This is a genomic window from Halopiger thermotolerans, from assembly GCF_054654555.1.
The window spans coordinates 979,566-996,783 of sequence record NZ_BAAIEU010000004.1; the positions used below are offsets into that span (position 1 = coordinate 979,566).

The 17,218-nt window shown below is 67.3% G+C and carries 12 protein-coding genes; 6 read left to right on the forward strand and 6 right to left on the reverse strand.

The features are described from left to right. The first annotated feature begins 8 nt into the window (after positions 1-8). The 3 genes from ACYQ26_RS12570 (at position 9) to ACYQ26_RS12580 (ending at position 3,446) form a co-directional block, all read left to right on the forward strand. Complete coding sequence (locus ACYQ26_RS12570) at positions 9-638, forward strand: metal-dependent hydrolase (protein ID WP_459809242.1); 630 nt, start codon at positions 9-11, stop codon at positions 636-638. Between the two features lie 340 nt (positions 639-978). After that, entirely contained in the window at positions 979-2,088 is a 1,110-nt protein-coding gene (locus ACYQ26_RS12575) for a polysaccharide deacetylase family protein (RefSeq protein ID WP_459809243.1), read from the forward strand. After that, positions 2,085-3,446, forward strand: coding sequence for a hypothetical protein (locus tag ACYQ26_RS12580; protein WP_459809244.1), 1,362 nt, complete (start codon positions 2,085-2,087; stop codon positions 3,444-3,446). The genes ACYQ26_RS12575 and ACYQ26_RS12580 overlap by 4 nt, the downstream gene beginning before the upstream one ends. 67 nt (positions 3,447-3,513) lie before the next feature. Here the strand turns inward: ACYQ26_RS12580 and ACYQ26_RS12585 are convergent, their stop codons facing one another. Both ACYQ26_RS12585 and ACYQ26_RS12590 read right to left on the reverse strand, forming a co-directional pair. Then, positions 3,514-4,506 carry a DUF7972 family membrane protein gene (locus tag ACYQ26_RS12585; protein ID WP_459809245.1) on the reverse strand — a complete coding sequence of 331 codons (993 nt, stop codon included), beginning with the start codon at positions 4,504-4,506 and terminating at the stop codon, positions 3,514-3,516. A 210-nt stretch (positions 4,507-4,716) separates the two neighbouring features. Then, complete coding sequence (locus ACYQ26_RS12590) at positions 4,717-5,835, reverse strand: DUF354 domain-containing protein (RefSeq protein WP_459809246.1); 1,119 nt, start codon at positions 5,833-5,835, stop codon at positions 4,717-4,719. A 161-nt stretch (positions 5,836-5,996) separates the two neighbouring features. On the opposite strand from ACYQ26_RS12590, the gene ACYQ26_RS12595 reads away from it, so the two are divergent. From ACYQ26_RS12595 to ACYQ26_RS12605, 3 genes are all read left to right on the forward strand, one after another. Next, positions 5,997-7,289 (forward strand): prenyltransferase/squalene oxidase repeat-containing protein, encoded by a 1,293-nt coding sequence (locus ACYQ26_RS12595; protein WP_459809247.1) that lies wholly within the window; start codon positions 5,997-5,999, stop codon positions 7,287-7,289. Then, complete coding sequence (locus tag ACYQ26_RS12600) at positions 7,286-8,515, forward strand: glycosyltransferase (RefSeq protein WP_459809248.1); 1,230 nt, start codon at positions 7,286-7,288, stop codon at positions 8,513-8,515. The genes ACYQ26_RS12595 and ACYQ26_RS12600 overlap by 4 nt, the downstream gene beginning before the upstream one ends. Positions 8,516-8,732: 217 nt before the next feature. Beyond that, positions 8,733-9,752, forward strand: a complete 1,020-nt coding sequence (locus ACYQ26_RS12605; protein ID WP_459809249.1) for a GNAT family N-acetyltransferase — start codon at positions 8,733-8,735, stop codon at positions 9,750-9,752. Between the two features lie 69 nt (positions 9,753-9,821). Here ACYQ26_RS12605 and ACYQ26_RS12610 read toward each other — a convergent pair whose 3' ends face one another. The 4 genes from ACYQ26_RS12610 to ACYQ26_RS12625 form a co-directional block, all read right to left on the reverse strand. After that, the gene (locus ACYQ26_RS12610; RefSeq protein WP_459809250.1) at positions 9,822-11,765 is read right to left on the reverse strand and encodes a putative sodium/potassium/calcium exchanger; all 1,944 of its coding nucleotides are present in this window, start codon (positions 11,763-11,765) and stop codon (positions 9,822-9,824) included. Positions 11,766-12,020: 255 nt separating this feature from the next. Then, positions 12,021-13,532, reverse strand: a complete 1,512-nt coding sequence (locus ACYQ26_RS12615) for a flippase (RefSeq protein ID WP_459809251.1) — start codon at positions 13,530-13,532, stop codon at positions 12,021-12,023. Between the two features lie 335 nt (positions 13,533-13,867). Beyond that, complete coding sequence (locus tag ACYQ26_RS12620; protein ID WP_459809252.1) at positions 13,868-15,700, reverse strand: MFS transporter; 1,833 nt, start codon at positions 15,698-15,700, stop codon at positions 13,868-13,870. 438 nt (positions 15,701-16,138) lie between these two features. Then, a complete protein-coding gene (locus tag ACYQ26_RS12625; protein WP_459809253.1) occupies positions 16,139-17,182 on the reverse strand; it encodes a DUF1616 domain-containing protein in 1,044 nt (347 codons plus the stop codon). Positions 17,183-17,218: the final 36 nt, after the last annotated feature.

Here is a 17,218-nt window from a genome sequence, read left to right on the forward strand (position 1 = left end):
GTCCGCTGATGTGGCCATGGGAACACGCGATCGTCGGCTATCTCGTCTATTCGCTCGTGAGTCGGCTCTACTATCGGGAATCGCCGGACGGTCCCGAAGCGCTAGCGGCAGTGATCGCGTCGGTGCTACCCGACGTCGTCGACAAACCGCTGGCCTGGGAACTCGAGGTGTTCGAGACGGGGTATGCGCTCGGCCATTCCATCTTCTTTGCGGTGCCGCTCGGGATCGCCGCCGGCCTCCTCGCTCGCACAGTCGGCCGGACGCGGGCCGGCGTCGCGTTCGCGATCGGCTACCTCCTGCACCTTCCCTCGGACGTGCTCGACGGCTACCTCCGCGGCGGCGTCCTCTACCCCGAAATCGTCCTCTGGCCCGTCGCGCGGGTTCCGACCCGGAATCAGGGACAGGGCCTTCTCGACCAGTTCCTCCAGTTCTTCGATCGGTATCGAAGCGAGTTGCTGGCCGGTGACCTCTCGACGTACCGGTCAGTCCAGATCGCGCTCGCGATCGGCGCGGCGCTCGTCTGGCTGGCCGACGGTGCGCCGGTCCTTCGAGAGTGTCTCGTGGGTGTGAAACGCCTCGTCCTCGGACGCAGCGGACGAAGCGATCGCTCGAAGGCCGGTCCCGGCAATCGGGACTAGCCGATCGACCGGTCACCGGTTTGCGGTCACGTTCCGCGCTCGATTTCCACCCGTCGCGATCGGTCGCCGTTACGGACTTCAAATAAATCCGTAATGTCGTCATTTACTATCGTATCGGTGCCGGTGAGAGTGACAGTGGAATGAGCGATACGATCCGGCGACATCGTCCCTCGAGCCGCGACCGGCGGACGCCGCTGCCGCTGCGATCCCGCCCTCGTCGCGGACGGTCGAGACGCAGGTGGAGACGAAGGCGAGCAGAACCGCAGCGATCGCCCTCGAGCGACGGTACCGCCGACGACGCGACCGACGGAGCGACCGGGGCCACCCGGATGATAGACGGATGACCGACCCGACCCGACCCGAACGGCAGTCCCGATCGACGGCCGCCGGGAGCCGAGACGGGACCGACGCAGCCGAGGACCCGGTCCGGCGTAGCACTCGCGTTCGGGAGTTGCCCGACGACGCCGAGTTCGCCCTCTGCCTGACCCACGACGTCGACCGGCCGTACAAGGGGATCCGATCGCTGTACTACGCGACCCAGGAACGACCAGGCTACCACCTCCGAACCGCCCTCTCCGGGTCGAACCCCTACTGGCAGTTCGAGGAGATCATGCGCCTCGAGGCCGAGCTGGGCGTGCGTTCGGCCTTCTATTTCCTGAACGAGCAGCATCTCCTCGCGGATCGCCCCGCCCGGGAGTGGCTCTCGCCGGCCAACTGGATCCAGCACCTGGGCCGGTACGACGTCACGTCCGAGGAGATCGTCGACGCCATCCGCGCCTTAGACGACGGCGGCTGGGAGGTCGGCATGCATGGCTCGTACCACTCCGCGGACGATCCAGAGCGGCTGCGCGAGGAGAAGGCGACGCTCGAGCGGGTTCTGGGCGGTCCGATCGCCGGCGGCCGCCAGCACCACCTGCGGCTGACGGTGCCGGAGACGTGGGAGTACCACCGCGAGATGGGGCTGCGGTACGACGCGAGCCTCGGCTCGACGACGGAGTGTGGCTTCCACGAGGGGTACCATCCCCTGCGCCCCTTCGACGACGAGTTCCTCGTCTTCCCGCTGACGATCATGGACCAGGCGCTACCGGATCCCGCGGCGAACCCCGACGCCGCGCGCCGGACCTGCGAGCGACTGCTGCTCGAGGCCGCGAACCACGGCGCGACGATGACGGTCCTCTGGCACCCGCGCTTTTTCAACGAGCGGGAGTTCCCCGGCCATCGGGACCTCTACCGCTGGCTCGTCGAGCGCGCACTGGAGCTGGACGGCTGGGTCGGCTCGCCCGGTGCGTTCTGCGACGCGCTCGAGCGGGGGCAGACGGCGGCGACTGGCGTCGACACGACCGCGACGGCGGGCGTCGAACCGTCGGAGGCCGAGACCGAACCCGGCCTCGAGGACGAGCCGACGGAGGCCACGCAGCCGTCGGCGTCGACGGCGCGAGGTGAACTATGAGGGAACGAACTCGCTCGGTCGTCGCCCTCGCGTTGACCGCGCTGGTGCTCTGCAGCAGCGTCGGCGTCGCGGCGGCGCAGTCGGCCGCGACTCCCCAGCAGGGACCGGCGGCGAACGCGCAGGCACAGGTGCAGGCCGCTGACTCCTACGTCGTCGAACAGGGCGATATGTGTCGCCAGATCCAGCCGCTCTCGACCAACGGCACGGTCGAGGCGTTCTACGACTACCGGAACCACGAGACCCATCCCGAGGGCGTCGACCGGATGTACAGCTCCTACGGGACCACGCACCTGCAGGAGGAGAACACGAGCATCCTCTTTCTCCACCGCGGGACCGACGGCCTGAGTCTCGTCGCCGTCCACGGCCACCTCGAGGACGGGACGAGCGGCGGTGGGGTCGCCTCCTTCGACATCGTCGGCGTACCCGACGAGACCCAGTGGGTCGTCCAGGACGACCTCTACGACGGCGAGTCGAACATGGCCCGGTGGCACCGCGGCGACGGCTGGATCGGCGCCGATTGGATCTGGAGCGAGGCCCGCACCGACGGGGGCGCGATCCGCGGCGGCCTCAACGGCGAGTTCGCCCTGACGGTGCAGCCGGCGTTCAACGAGGACTCGCCGTACTACGAGAACGAGAGCCTCCACGATCCCGACTTCTACGGAAACGGAACGGTCGAGGACTGGGAGGTCCTCTCCGGCGACGCCGACGACCCCGAGCGGTCGTCGCTCTCGCTCGAGGAGCCGGTGACGATCCGAACCGGCACCTGCGACGATCCCTCCGTCACGTACGAGCGCACCGACGGCGGCATCGCCGCGACGATCGACGGCGCGTCGGCCGACGACCGCGTCTCCCTGCAGCCGACCCGCGGAACGAACGAGAACGTCACCTTCGAACGCGTCGACGTCACCGGCCTCTCCGACACCGAGTCCGTGACGTTCGCGAACGACCGCCCCGACGACCTGCTCGCGTCGCCCGAGGGGGTCGACTCGCTGTCGCACCTGACGATGGACGGCGAACCCGCCGAGGACGTCTCGGCGACCGTCACCGTCAGCGTCGACGCTGCCGCCCTCGAGGAGCGCGGCCTCGAGCCGGAAGACGTCGCGCTCTACGAGGCCGACGCCGAGAGCGGCGGGTGGACGCAGGTCGAGACGACGATCGCGGACGAAACGGCGACCGAGTACCGGTTCACCGCCGAAGTCTCGTCGCTCGAGGCGGTAACGGTCGCGGAGGCGCGCGAGGATATGAGCGGCGCTGGCGGCTCGAGTTCGATGCCCGGCTTCGAGATCGGCGCTGCCGTCGCCGCGATCGCGGCGCTGACCGCGCTGCGTGCCGCTCGAGGGCGCGGTCGCGATCAGTAAGGCGTTGGCCGGCCCCGAGCCCGAGGACGATCGCGACCTCAGGCGCGAAGCGCCGCGGAACGTCCGCTTATTCCTCCCAGTCGATGAGCGGCGCCCGCTCCGACTCGTGGAGGACGAACGGGCCGATCGCGCCCGATTCCTTCGCGATCGAGGCCGTCCGGAGGACGTACGCCGTGAAGATGAAAAACGGGATCAGCGCGATCGTGACGCCGCCGTTGATGAGCCAGACGATGGTTGGGATATCCAGCACCGCTCCCGACGCGACCTCGGGTTTCAGGTAGAGCGACGCGTAGATCGAGAGGATGAGCGCCGGAATGCCCGTGACGAGGATCCGTCGGGACAAGTTGACCAGTTCCCACTGGAGGTAGTGGGCCTTGAAGAACTCCTCCGCCGGCCCGAACAGTTGCAGGATGTCGACCAGATCGTCGATCGCCTCCCGCGTCTCGTCGTCGATGCTCTCCTGGTGTTCCCAGTACAGTCGGCGCACGAGGTAGATCTTCCACGAGTAATTGTACGAGAGGGCGGCCCGCATGATCGTGAACTCCCCGAAGGGAGCGTCTGCTAACTCGTCGGTGATCTCGTCGGCGCTGGTAGCGATCCGGTCGACGAGCTGATCGACCCGTTCCTGAAGAAGCTGATCGTCGTTCTCGTCTACGGCCTCCTGCACCGCTCTGGCCCGATCGACGCTCGTGTTGATGAGCGTGCTCAGGAACCGCTCGGGTTCCGGGGGACCGGTCCACTGAAACTCCCGTTCGGAGTCTTTCCTGAACGCCATCGACTTGTCCATCCGCTCGCGCTGTCGGCCGAGCGAGCCGAACTCCTCGGAGAGCACGAGCTGGTTGATCGAGACGACGAGGGTCATGCCGGTGATGAGCACGCCGACGAGGGTCTGAAACAGCGTCTCGACCGTGTCTCCGTCGGCCAGCATCGACTCGATTGGGATATCGAGCGCGCTGAAGACCGTCAGGAGAACGAAACAGGCGACGGTCAGGACCGCCGTCACGGTCAGGCGATTCGCGCCGAACAGAAACCAGCCCCGGAGCGAGTTCTCGTTATCCATCGTCGTTCAGACGCGGCGACGGCCCGCGAGGGAAGGACGGTTCGACGATCATCTCTCGAGCGAACGGAGGTCTCACAGGCGTATAATACGACGGGCGTCGATGGCTTGCACCCGGACCGAAGCGATCAACGATCGGCATTTCGCGTCGACCTCGAGCGAAGAACGAGCTACGCCACGAGACCGCCGGCCTCGAGCCCGGCGAACGCCGGTTTAGTCGCCGCCGACCCCGAGCGCCCGGTCGGGGTCGGCCGGCTGGCGCTGCCCGAACTGGGCGAGGGCGTCGAGGCCGTCGACGTGACCGCGGGCGGTCGCCACGTCGACGATCAGTTCGGTGAGGTTCACCGTGTCCGCGAGGAAGGCGTTGCGCCGGCGCTGCCACGTCTCGTCGACGTCATCGGCCGCGAGCAGCGGCACCGCGTGCTCGACGATCTCGTCGGCCGAGGTCACGTTGCGGATCAGTCCCTGCTCTTCGAGCGCGACGAAGTTGCCCATGTCGTCGTCGCCGACGAAGGAGTTCGAGCGGATCGCGGGCGTCCCGAGCAGCGCGGCCTCGGTGACCATCGTCTGCGTGTCCGCGACCAGCAACTCGGCTTCGGCGAGCGCGTCGTGCATCAAGGCGGGATGGAGATCGAAGGGGCGGGCCGGCAGCCCCTCGAGGTCGGCCTCCCCGCTCTCGTCGGAGACGAGCACCGTCGCGTCCTCGCTGAGCCGGTCGACGATCCGGCGGCGATCCTCGGCCGTGAGCCCCTCCTTGCCGACGTCGTGTTGCGAGCCGAAGGCGTTGAGCCGGAGGATGACGTAGGGTTCGTCGGCTCCGAGCTCGAGGCGGTCGCGGATCGACGGGTTCGGCTCGTAGATCTCGGGGTGGAGGTACGCGCACTCCTTGAAGCCGGGGAAGACGTAGTGGTTCCGGCCCAGGTTCTTCCGGAACGTATTCGGCGTCAGGACGGCGCGGGCGAACGGCGTCGAGATCGTGTGGTCGAACGACGCGGGCTCGGAGTCGATGAGCAGCACCGTCGGCGTCCGCAGGACGGCGCCGGTATGGGCCGCGTAGCCGCCCATGCCGAAGACGAGGTCGGGATCGAAGCGCCGCGCCTGCGTGATCGCGCGCGCGTAGTGGGCCGGCAGGCGGCTCAGCAGCGACCCCTTGGAGGTGTCGCAGGCCCCGTACACCGCGTACGGAAGCTCGTACCACTCGAGGAGATCCACCGTGCAGGTGTAGTCGCGAGCGAGCACGAGCACCTCGTGGCCGCGGTCGCGCAGCCGCCGGACGGCGTGTTTGTACAGATGGACGTGCGCCGGGGTGTTCGTGAAAAACAGGTACTTCATGCTGGAGGCACCGTACCGTGAACGCCCCCGTCGAGCGGGTTTGTTATCTAGCTCGTACCGACTGTAACGGACGGCGGGAACGTCGGCAGTCGATCCCTTGGCCGCCGGCCGGGGCGGTAACAGCCGTATAATAATAGGACGACCGGGTGAGGGTCCCGTCAATGCAGTCGCAAGGACTTCACGCGCCGGACGACCGGGCGGTGGGACCGCGCACTCGAGACCTCGATCGGTACGTCTCCGTGCTCGATTCGGCGCTCGCGTACGCGCGCCGGCGGGACTACATCGGGCCGGACTACGGCGACGGGATGAGCAGCCAACTGCTGCAGGCGCTGCCCGTCGAGAACCGATTCCTCAATCTGGCGGTGCAGGAACTCGTCAAGCGGACGCCGGTCGATATCAGGCCGCTGTTGCGCGTCGAACACCGGCGCAACTACATGGGGGCGGCGCTGTTCTCGATGGCGAACCTGAACTACCACGACCTCCTGGCCGAGCGGGGGAAGCGAAACGACCCTGGCTTCGATCCGCTCGGGGAGGCCGAGCGACTGGCCGAGTGGCTCCTCGAGGAGCGTATCTCCGGCTACAGCGGCTTCTGCGGCGGCCACCGTCACGAGATCCAGCACCTCCGCACGAAGGGCGTGCCCAGCGATCCGGACATCGTTTCGACCTCGTTCGCGGTCCAGGCGCTCCTGCGGATCGCCGAACACGAGGGGCGGGAGGAGTACGCCGAGATCGCGCGCACGGCGGTCGACTTCATGGTCGAAGACCTGAACTACCGCGAGGTCGAGGACGGCGCGAAGGTCGACTACCACCTCAACCACCCGGAGGACTCCTACACGATCAACGCGGCCGCCCTCGGGGCGCAGATGCTGGTCGACCTCTACGAGTACTTCGGCGACGAGGAGCTCCGCGAGCGCGCGACGAAGATCTTCGATCACATCGCGGCCAATCAGACGGAGCGGGGCGGCTGGCCCTACCGGCTCCCGGCGGACGCGTCGCACCTCTCGATGGACAACCACCACAACGGGTTCGTCATCGAGGCGTTCCAGCGCTACCGCGAGGTCGTCGACGCGGATCGGTACAGCGACACCCTCGAGGACGCCGTCGAGTTCTACCGCGAGGAGCTGTTCGAACTCGACGGCGCGCCGAACTTCGACGAGGAGAGCGCCTACCCCCGGGACATCCACGCCAGCACGCAGGGCATTCTCGTCTTCACCCGGGAGGGCGACCTCGAGTTCGCCGAGCGGATCCTCCGGTGGGCGCTCGCGAACATGCAGGTCGAGGGCGAGGAAGGCCGGTTCTACTACCGCAAGTACCGCCACCACACCAAGCGCGTGACATTGATGCGGTGGTGTCAGGGCTGGATGTCCTACGCGATGTCGGAGTTCCTGCTGGCGTGTCTCGAGGCCGACGCCGACCGCGAGCGCGAGGACCGAGCCGAACCCGTAGAAGCATGAGCGAAACGACTGCCGAACGGACGGACGAGCGGGACGCGACGGCCTCGAGCGGCGACGCCAGCGGACGATCGACGAACGAGGCCGCCGAGCCGGCGACCGACCGCGACGAGACGCCGGCGCCGGCCGACTCCAGAGCGCGGTGGCGGCGACCGATCCCCGACGAGGACGCGGGCGGCGACGCGCGCGTACTCGTGCTCACCGGCCTCGCGCACAAGAACGAGCGCCACTACGGCCCGCTCGCGGAGGTCGCCGGCGAGACGACGCTCGTCTGCCTCGAGCCGGAGTACGCGATCGACGACGCGGAGTACGTGCAGGTGCCCGATATCGGGCCGCGCCTCCTGCGGATCCTCCTCCTCTTTTTCGTCGCGCTCTACGAGGGGTACCGGAACGAGTACGACGCCGTCGCGTCGATCTCGCTGTTGCCCTATGGGCTCTACGCGCTCGCGCTGAAGGCCGTCTACGGCTATCCGGCACACCTGGGGATCATCGGCATCGACCTCGACCACCACGCCAGGCAGTGGTACGGCGCCGGGCCGCGCTGGGCGTTCAGGCAGTTCGACGCGATTTCGGTTCCCGGCTCCGCCCACGCGCGGGAACTCGTCCGAATGGGCGTCCCCGAGGAGCGGGTCGAAATCCTGACGAACGCGATCGACGTCGACACCTACCACCCGATTCCGGCCGATATCGACGCCGAGTACGACTTCGTCTGGCTCGGCCGCTTCAGCGCGGAGAAGGACCCGCTCCTGTTCGTCAGGGCGCTCGCGCAGCTCGAGGCGGACGGCCACGACTTTCAGGCGGCGATGGTCGGCACCGGATCCGATCGAACCGCAGTTATCGACGAAATCGCCGCACACGGCCTCGAGGACCGCATCGATCTGCCGGGTTGGGTAGACGACCCGCTGTCGTACTACCGGCGCTCGGACACCTTCGTGCTCACCTCGCGGCGCGACGCCCTGCCGCTGGCGCTGCTCGAGGCGACGGCATCGGGGCTCGCGCCGATCGTCCCGCCGGTCGGCTCGGTGCCGGACGTCGTCACTGACGGCGAGAACGGAATTGTCGTCGACGAGCGGACGCCGGCGGCGTTCGCCCGGGCGATGGCGCGCTGTCTGGACGAGCCGGACTACCGGGCGGCGCTCGCGGACGCCGCGCCGTCAGTCCGGGAGGAGTTCGGCACGGACGAGGCCAGCGAGGACTGGCGGCGGATTCTCTCGACGCTCGAGGACTAGCGCCTGCGTGCGACTCCGGAGCGCCGTTCCGATCGATTTGGCCGTCCTTGCCCCTCGTTTTCCGTCTCGTTCCGGACGCTCGAGTCCTCGATTTTGTGCTCGATCGATCGGCGATCGCCGTCGTGTAGTTCGTGTACCGCCAGTGGACGGTTCCGCAGCCGTTACCGTCCGGTAGCAACGAGATAACAAAACGAATAGTCGTCGCAGGACGACACACATGGACATCGAACGACTGACGCTCGCCGAGTGGGGCGAGGCGCTGCCCCGGTCCGGGTTCGAGGTGTTCCACGAGCCCGACGCCTTGACCGTCCTCGACGCCCACACCGACGCCGAGATGCGCCTCTACGGCGCCTTCAAGGGACAGCAGGCGGTCGGCCTCCTCCCGGTCTTCGTCGACGAGAAGTCCGTCGGCCGCACGGTCTTCTCGCCGCCCGTCTCCCTTGGCGTTCCCCGCCTGGGTCCGATCATCAACCCGAACAGCCCGAAGCGCCGCAAGTGGGAGCGCATCAACGGCGAACTCGCCGAGGCCGTCGCGGCCGACCTCGAGACCGACAAGCGCTCGACGCTGTTCCGGATGACCTGTCCGGTCGGCTACGACGACCCCCGTCCCTACGACTGGAACGGGTTCACGACCGAGCCGAAGTTCACCTACGTCGTCGACCTCGAGGACTGTGCGGACGTCGAGGACGCGATGTCGGGGTTCAGCAAGAGCCTCCGCAACGAGATGCGCCGCTACGACGACCTGGACCTGACGATCGAGCAGGAGGGGATCGAGTCGGCGCTGCGGATCTACGAGGACGTCGTCGATCAGTACGCGGAGTACGACGACACCGCTCCGATGACCAGGCCCTTCCTGCGGGATCTGCTCTCGTCGCTGGACGACGACTGCTGGCGCGTCTACGTCGCCCGAACGCCGGACGGCGAGTACAAGAGCGGCATCATCACGCTGTTCTCGAACGATCTGGCCTACTACTGGCAGGGCGGCGTCGTCGCCTCCTACGAGCACGTCAGCGTCAACAACCTCCTCCACCGAGTCATCCTCGAGGACGTCGTCACCGATCCCGAACTCGAGTCGATCACGGGGTACGATCTGGTCGGCGCGAACACCGAACGGCTCTGCGAGTACAAGGGGAAGTTCAACGGCGAGCTCCGGCCCTACTACGCCGTCGAGTCGGAGGGGCTCGAGATGACGCTGGCGAAGTCGGTCTACAGCACCGTCAGCGGCTCGCTGAAGTGAGTCTCGGGTAGTCGACGTAGAGCCGCCGAAACCGAAGCGAGCGAACGGGTCGATTTTCGAATCGCGGCGTTACCGGGCGTTGTACTCGACGTCGACGAGCGCGTTCCCGTTCAGCCAGAAGTCCGTGATGTCACCGCTGAACCAGTAAGCGTCCTTCGAACCGTCGACGGAGCCCTCCACTGCGGTGCCGTCGACGCTGTCGCCGTCGTCGATCGTGGCGTTCCGGTGGGTCGCCTTCTCGACCGAACCGGAGACCTCGAAGCGGTACTTCGCCGACTCGCCGGTCTCGGTCGCGTCGATGACGAGCGCGTTCGACGGCCGATCTCCGGAGCCGTCGTCCCCGTTGCCGTCGTTCCCGTCGCCGGACGTCGCCTCAATGACCTCCTCGACGGACAGCTTCTCGCCGTCGAGTTCGACCCACATGACGTCGGGCTGGGCGATGTCGATCGACGTGACCGGGCCCTGCACGCGGAAGGCGTCGCCGTAGCCGCCGCCGGTGAGGCCGCTGACGCGGGTCGTACCGTCCGACTCCTCGATCGTGTCGTTGCCGTTGCCGCCGATCGCCTTGCCGGACGGGCTCTCGTAGTCGGCGTCCGCGAGTTCGACGGCGCCCTCCGCCGTGAACTCGTACTCGGCGTTCCGCGCCTCGGGTTTCGTGACGAACGCGAGGAGGTTGTCGCTCGCGCCGTCCTCGTCGTCGCTCTCGTCGCCGGACGTCGCTTCGATGACCTCCTCGACGGACAGCTTCTCGCCGTCGAGCTCCACCCACATCACGTCGGGCTGGGCGATATCGATCGACGTGACCGGTCCCTGCACGCGGTAGGCGTCACCGTAGCCGCCGCCGGTGAGGCCGCTGACGCGGGTCGTACCGTCCGACTCCTCGATGGTGTCGTTGCCGTTGGCGCCGATCGCCTTGCCGGAGGGACTCTCGTAGTCGGCGTCCGCGAGTTCGACGGCGCCCTCCGCCGTGAACTCGTACTCGGCGTTCCGCGCCTCGGGTTTCGTGACGAACGCGAGGAGGTGGCCCTCGCGTTCCTCGCCGTCGTCGCCGGTGTTCTCGTCCGGCTCCTCGCCGCTTCCCGGTTGTGTGGGGGTACCGTCGCTGCCGCCGCCCGACGCGGCCTCCTCGGCCGAAAGTGGGACGCCCTCGACTTCCTCGGGGGAGGTGCGCCGGGGCGCGCCCGCGGACGAGCCGTCGATCGAACCCGAGTGAACGTGTTCCGTCTCGTAGCGGACGTTCTCGAGGCGCGGTCGCGCGTTGTCCTGCCAGTGGCCGTCGCCGACGCGGATGTCCCCGAGGTCCGAGTCGGAGAAGTCGCAGTTCACGGCTTTCGGCGCGTTGTAGAACGCCCAGAACCCACAGTCGGAGCCGACGGAGACGCAGTTCTCGACGCGGCTGCCGTCCGTGCCCACGCGGAACGAGGAGGAGACGCAGTTGGCCGCGTAGCTGTTGGTGATGATCACGTCGCCGCCACCGCCGCCGCCGCTGGGGTGGGAGGGCAGGTCGCCCGGCGAGCTACCGTAGATCGCGTTGTCGGGCATGTCCTGAATGTTGACGTTGTTGATCCGAATCGTGCCGCTGTGAGAGTTCGCGACGTAGATTCCCGTGGGGCCGTTCGGATACGTGTCGCCCGTCGCCCCGTCCGCGAAGTAGAAGTTGTCGATGACGCCGTCGCCGCTGACGATGAACGGCTCGGCCTTCTGCGTCTCGTCCCAGTTACCGCGGATGCCGACGTTGCGCACCTCCCAGCCCGAACCGCGCGCGCTGATCTGGAACTTTGCGTTCCGCGCCGAAATGTCGATCAGCGTGTTCTCGAGCGTGTCGCCGCTACCGAGCGTGATCGTGTGCGTCTCCCCGGCGGGGACCTCGATGACGTCGTAGTCCTCGCCGGCGGCCGCAGCGGAGCCAGCGGCGCCGAGCGCGACCGCGCTCGCGGCCGCTTTGATATAGGAGCGTCGACCGACCAGCGTTCGTTCGTCGGAATCCGAGCCAGACTCCTCGTTGGTAGTCATACACTGCGGTTCAGGAACAGTTCGTCGAAGTAAGAATCTCTTCAACTGATTAGTCTTTATAACAGTACAGTCACGGCTGGCTGATCGTCAGGGAAAGAGAATAAACTCGCCGACGTGAACGTGGCGGCCGGAACTGGTCGGCGCCGCAAGCCGGAGGACGGACACCTTCGGGCCCCGGAGGACGGTACGCGAGCGAGCCGAAGCGAGGGCGTATCGAACCGCTCGAGCGAAAACTAGGTGACGGCGTCGGCGCCGTTAACTCAGCTGGGCGACGGCCCGGCGCAGATCCAGCAGCCCGCTGGTGACCGCCAGCGCGAGCCAGCTGGCGACGCCGAGACAGACGATCGCGACCAAGGAGACGACGCTCGAGACGTATGGCAGGCCCAGCACGACGATCAGCGACATGCCGAGCGCGATGGTGCACACCGTCAGGGCCGTCCGGAAGAGCGACCGGAGCGGGAGCGACAGTTCCGAGTGGATCAGATAGACGTTGATTCCGACCATGATCGCGTAGCTGATCACCGTCGACAGCGCCGCGCCGACGACGCCGATCGTCGGCAGGAACACGAGGTTGAGGACGAAGTTGAGTACCGCCGTTCCGCCCTTCGAGAGGGCTCTGTGGCGGGCGCGTCCGAGGAAATCGAGCGCGTCGTCGGTGATCTTGTTAATCGATTGGAGGACGACGAACGCCGCGAGCACCTGCACGATCGGAATTGCGCCGAGGTAGCCCGCTCCGAAGACGTACCGAATGGCCGGATCCGCGACCAGCGCGATGCCGGCGGCGGCCGGGACGTAAAAGAGCAGGTTGTACTCGAACGTCGTCCGGTAGATCTCGGCGGCCCGCTCGAGGTCGTCGCTCGACTTCGACTCACCGTAGGCGGGGGCGAGCGCGAACCCGAGCGAACTGGCGGGCGCGGTCACGAACTCGGTCAGCTGCTTGCCCAGGGTGTAGTAGCCGACCGCGACGGGTGAGAGGATCGCCCCGACGAGCACGATGTCGACCCGTTTGTAGAGGATCGACGCGGCGCCGGTGACGGTGAGCGGCAGGCTGTACTCAACGAGCCGTCGGGTGAGGCTCTCGGTCTCCGCCGTGTCTTCGCTTTCGGTCGACTCGGTCGCACCGGCGTCACCGCCCGCGTTCCAGTCGGCGCGCGACACCCACCGGTAGAGGACGGTCAGTCCGAGCGTCGCGCTCAGCGCGTAGCCGATCACGTATCCGAACAGCGCCCCGGCCACGCCGAACCCGAGCGCGAGCAGCGACAGGACGGACGCGAGGATACCGAGGTTCGCGACGATCAACAGCAGCGCGCTCCAGGAGACGCGGTTGAACCCCTGACAGAGGAAGTACCCGAACGAGTGCAGCGTCCGGGCGACGATAAAGAGGAACCCGATCGAGAGCAGCCAGACCAGGTCGGGTTCGCCAAACTGCGCGGCGATCCGCCCGCGGAACGCGAGGACCGTCCCCGCGACGATCGCGATCGCGACCGCGTTGAACGCCAGCGCGCGCCGGACGATGAACGGGATCTTCGACGGATCCGTCTCGCGGTACTCGGTGACGTAGCGCGCGGCGGACTTGGCGAACCCCATCCGGCTGAAGAAGATCGCCACGCTGCAGATCGAGATCGCCAGGTAGAGCAGTCCGTACTCCCCGGTCGTCAGGAAGACGTTCGTCAGGAGGAGCACGAGCAGGCCGTTGACGCCGACCTCGACGACCTTGGCGGCCAGATTCGCCTTGAATCCGCTGACGAGCTCGTCGGTTGCCGACATGGGTTTACGACCCGTCGGCCGTCGGCGTCGGCTCGAGGCCGTCGATCCGCGGTTCGACTGCGGGGGGAACCCGCCGGAAACGGCCGGTCGCCGTCCTCGCTGGCCGCTCGCGCTCGAGCGGCGACGGCCGGGGGTCCGACGATCCGATTCGGTGCGACGGGGTCCGATACTGGCGTTCGATGTCCGGCATTCACCGCGAACGCTAGCGCGACCGAGCCCTTGTTATTGATCTGCTACCGGATTTCACGCCGAACGTGCGGCTGTTTGCGGTCGATTGAAACGAGAAGCGACGGCGGCGGAGGGACGCCGGGTCCGAGAGCGCGGCCGCGACGCCCCTACTCGAGGGTCGATTCGGCGTCGACGTAGTAGAGGGTAAACCCGCCGTTGGACTGGACGCGATTCACGTGGGGCTGCGTTGCGATCGAGTCGAGTTCAGCCTCGGTGTACCGGAGCTCGTTGTACGCGTTCAGCTCGCGTTCGTAATCGACCTGCGTCAGTGCGAGGTATCTGTCCCCGTCGTACTGCGACGCGAGGGGTGTGCCGAACGACGACGCGTCGAGATTCGGGTGGCCGTGCATTCGCTCCTCGTTCCCGTTGATCGCGTCGTCGAACCGGTTCGGTCCGCCCCGTAAGCCGAGCATCTCGATGTCCTCGTTTCGGTTTTCGAACGCGGTCTCGTAGCCGTTCATCTGCGCGTCGCTGACGTGCGGCGACGCCTTGTAGATGTACGGGGACGGGATCACGGCCACAAGCGACAGGACCAACAACAGGGCGAATCCGACGGCGACGACCGGATGGCCGGCGACGAGTCGCGATCGATCGCGGTCGCCCGAAAACCGGGCCGTGACGCCGTGGATCGCGACCGCACCGAGAATCGTCACGAACAGCAACATCAGTCCGAAGACCCGGAAGTGCATCTTCGAGTTCGGCGCGAGGAAGTAGATTCCGAACAGCGGAACGAGCGCGGCTAACGCGCCGAGGAAGTACGTCGTTTCGGCCCGAACCGCCGCAACCCAATTCGAGTTTCGGCGGACGAGCGCGGCGAGCGCGAGCGCGGCGACGAGGATCAGGAACACCAGTTCCGGGGTGAACAGCTTGAAGAAAATCTCGACGAGGCTGCTGCCGATCGCCGAGAGCGAGGCCCCCTGCCCCGCGACGGCGTCGGCCGCCCGGCCGCCTCCCTCGAGCAGGAACTCGATGGCCGACCCGAAGAAGTGCTCGAACATGCCGCCGAAGAAATCGTAGTTCGAGATCCACACCAGAAAGAGGCCGATCAGAAACAGCGAGTGGCCGTACAGCGTCGTCTGGCCGGCCATCCGCCCGCCGTCGGCGACGCGGCGCGCGAGGAACTGGAGCGTACAGATCCCGAGGAAGACGGCGATCAGGTGGGCGACGAGCTGGGGGTGGTAGACGACGGTCGCGACCGAGACGAACGCGAGGGCGACGCCGATCGCGGACGCGGGGCGGGAAACGCTCGCTCGACCCGGCTGAACGTACTTGAGGACGAGGTACACGAGCAGCGCCGAGAACAGCACGGCCTGGGACATCGCGTGCGCCTCGAGGAACATCGAGATCGTCGTGATCGGCAGCAGGAGGAAGGCGGCGAAGGCGCCGATCGCCGCGGCGCGGCCGCGGTCCGCGGGAACGATCGTCCGGACGCAAAGGGGAACGAACGTACAGAAGACCAGGACGGCCAGCAGGACCATGAGCAGCATCGACTGCGAGAGGGGCAGGTTCAGCGTCGAGTGGATGAAGACCGTCACCGTGTGGATGGCCGGATAATAGAGGTCGAACGGGACGATCGTGCCCTCCGCGATGGCGCGCGCCCAGCCGAGGTGCGTTAACGCGTCGTAGTGGCCTAGAAAGCGGTAGCCGCGAACGATCGGGAGGCCGACGAACACGGTCATTCCGAGACCGCCGAGGAGGATCGCGAGCGGCCGGGTCGCTCGTCCGTCGCTCCGGGACGGACCGAACGCGACGGCGAGCGACGCGGCCAGCGCGACCAGCAGGCCGGCCCAGACCGCCGTGGGAGTCATCGCGTAGATCGAAAGCTCGTACTCGGTCGCCGGATTCGCACGCGCGACGAGCGCGCTGGCGGCGACCGCGAGGAAGCCGAGCGCGAGCGCTACGTTTCGAAGCGGATCGCCGACGGGTGACTGTGTTGACATTCGAACTATCGCGTCGTTCGCCGATCGCGGGCCTTGTTATTCGCTCGTTGTCGACCGTAAGCGGTGCGATACCCGCCGTCGAGTCGCGTCGAAGTGATCGTACTCGAGCGGGCCGTCGCAGACGACAGTCCGACAACAGCACGAACGGAACCCGAGCCTCGAGGACGTACGAATCCAGCGCAGCGAATCGGACGACGAGCGCCCGACGGAAGACGGGCTGGCGACGGGCAGCGACGAAACGACGGACAGACACAGGTCAGCCGACGAACCGCGACGATTCAGACGGACGATCGGGAGAACGGACAGACGACGGGGAGACGACCGGGACGACCGACGGTAGAACGACACCTGTGACACCTGTGGGCCCACGGTAGAACGACGCCCGTGAACGCACGGACGACCGCGAGTACGCGAGCGCGAGAAAACGGCCCTGCCTCGCTAGCCGTCCGACTCGGCCTCGAGCTCGTCGGAGATGTCGACCCAGAGGTAGGCCGATCGGTACGCGTTGTCGACGGTCGGCGTGTCCGGCACGTCGCCCTCGTAGAGTAACACCGCGATGCGGACGTCGCCGCTCTCGGCGGCCGGGGTCACCGATCGCTCGTCGGTCACGGTCTCGCCGTCGCCGACCTCGTACTCGACGCGCTGGTGTTCTGTTCGCTCGAGTACCGATCCGTCCTCGAGCCACTGTTCCTGGACGACGGCCGTGTACTCGGTCGCCGTCCCCTCTCGGTTTTCGACGGCGATCGTGAGCGGGACGGGCTCGCCGGACTCGATCTCGGTCGTGTAGTTGGCCGCGACGAGGTCGCCGGAGTCGTTCTCGCCGAGGAGCCGCAGCTCGGTGTACTGCTCGCCCTGCTGGGGCGAGACGAGCGCGTACCCGACGCTCGTCATCGCGATCAGCATGCTGACGACCAGGACGACGTTGATCGCCGTGTGCACCGTCGAACCCGTGCCGAAGATCGCGGCGCGGACGGCTCCGAGCTTGCGAACGAGGCGGAGTCGATACCGATCCTGGGCGGGGACCAGGAACCGACGGACGGCGGCGATCGCGACGGTGACCAGGACGAACCCGCTGACGGCGCCGACGAGGACGGGACCCGTAAAGTCCAGCGAGAGGGCCGCGATGGCCAGTCCGAGCAACGGCAGCGACGCGAAGCTCAGCCCGAACGCGAGCGCGGCGCGTTCGACCTCCGTCACGTCACGCGTCTGGCCGATTCCGAACCCCGTCGACGCCTCGAGCGGGGTCGCGCGGGGAAACAGCGCCGCGACGATCGCGTAGCCGGGCGCGAGGAACAACAGCGGAAATCCGACCGCGGCCCGCACGACCGGCGAGGCGACGTCGACGACCGTCAGGAGGAGGGTCGCGACGGCGACGAATCCGGCGACGGCGACCAGATCGGTCGGCGTTCGTGCGGCGAGGCGCCTGGTTCCCTGGCCGACGGCGACGACCGGCCGAACCGTTCGAATCAGAAGGTCTTTCATTTATCCGTCAGTTATCCGATCCTCGACCGGTTCGAT

Coding starts and splice junctions, on each gene's coding strand:
- ACYQ26_RS12570 (WP_459809242.1), top strand. CDS start 9: ATGTGGCCATGGGAACACGCGATCGTCGGCTATCTCGTCTATTCGCTC.
- ACYQ26_RS12580 (WP_459809244.1), top strand. CDS start 2,085: ATGAGGGAACGAACTCGCTCGGTCGTCGCCCTCGCGTTGACCGCGCTG.
- ACYQ26_RS12575 (WP_459809243.1), top strand. CDS start 979: ATGACCGACCCGACCCGACCCGAACGGCAGTCCCGATCGACGGCCGCC.
- ACYQ26_RS12590 (WP_459809246.1), bottom strand. CDS start 5,835: ATGAAGTACCTGTTTTTCACGAACACCCCGGCGCACGTCCATCTGTAC.
- ACYQ26_RS12615 (WP_459809251.1), bottom strand. CDS start 13,532: ATGTCGGCAACCGACGAGCTCGTCAGCGGATTCAAGGCGAATCTGGCC.
- ACYQ26_RS12585 (WP_459809245.1), bottom strand. CDS start 4,506: ATGGATAACGAGAACTCGCTCCGGGGCTGGTTTCTGTTCGGCGCGAAT.
- ACYQ26_RS12625 (WP_459809253.1), bottom strand. CDS start 17,182: ATGAAAGACCTTCTGATTCGAACGGTTCGGCCGGTCGTCGCCGTCGGC.
- ACYQ26_RS12620 (WP_459809252.1), bottom strand. CDS start 15,700: ATGTCAACACAGTCACCCGTCGGCGATCCGCTTCGAAACGTAGCGCTC.
- ACYQ26_RS12605 (WP_459809249.1), top strand. CDS start 8,733: ATGGACATCGAACGACTGACGCTCGCCGAGTGGGGCGAGGCGCTGCCC.
- ACYQ26_RS12595 (WP_459809247.1), top strand. CDS start 5,997: ATGCAGTCGCAAGGACTTCACGCGCCGGACGACCGGGCGGTGGGACCG.
- ACYQ26_RS12610 (WP_459809250.1), bottom strand. CDS start 11,765: ATGACTACCAACGAGGAGTCTGGCTCGGATTCCGACGAACGAACGCTG.
- ACYQ26_RS12600 (WP_459809248.1), top strand. CDS start 7,286: ATGAGCGAAACGACTGCCGAACGGACGGACGAGCGGGACGCGACGGCC.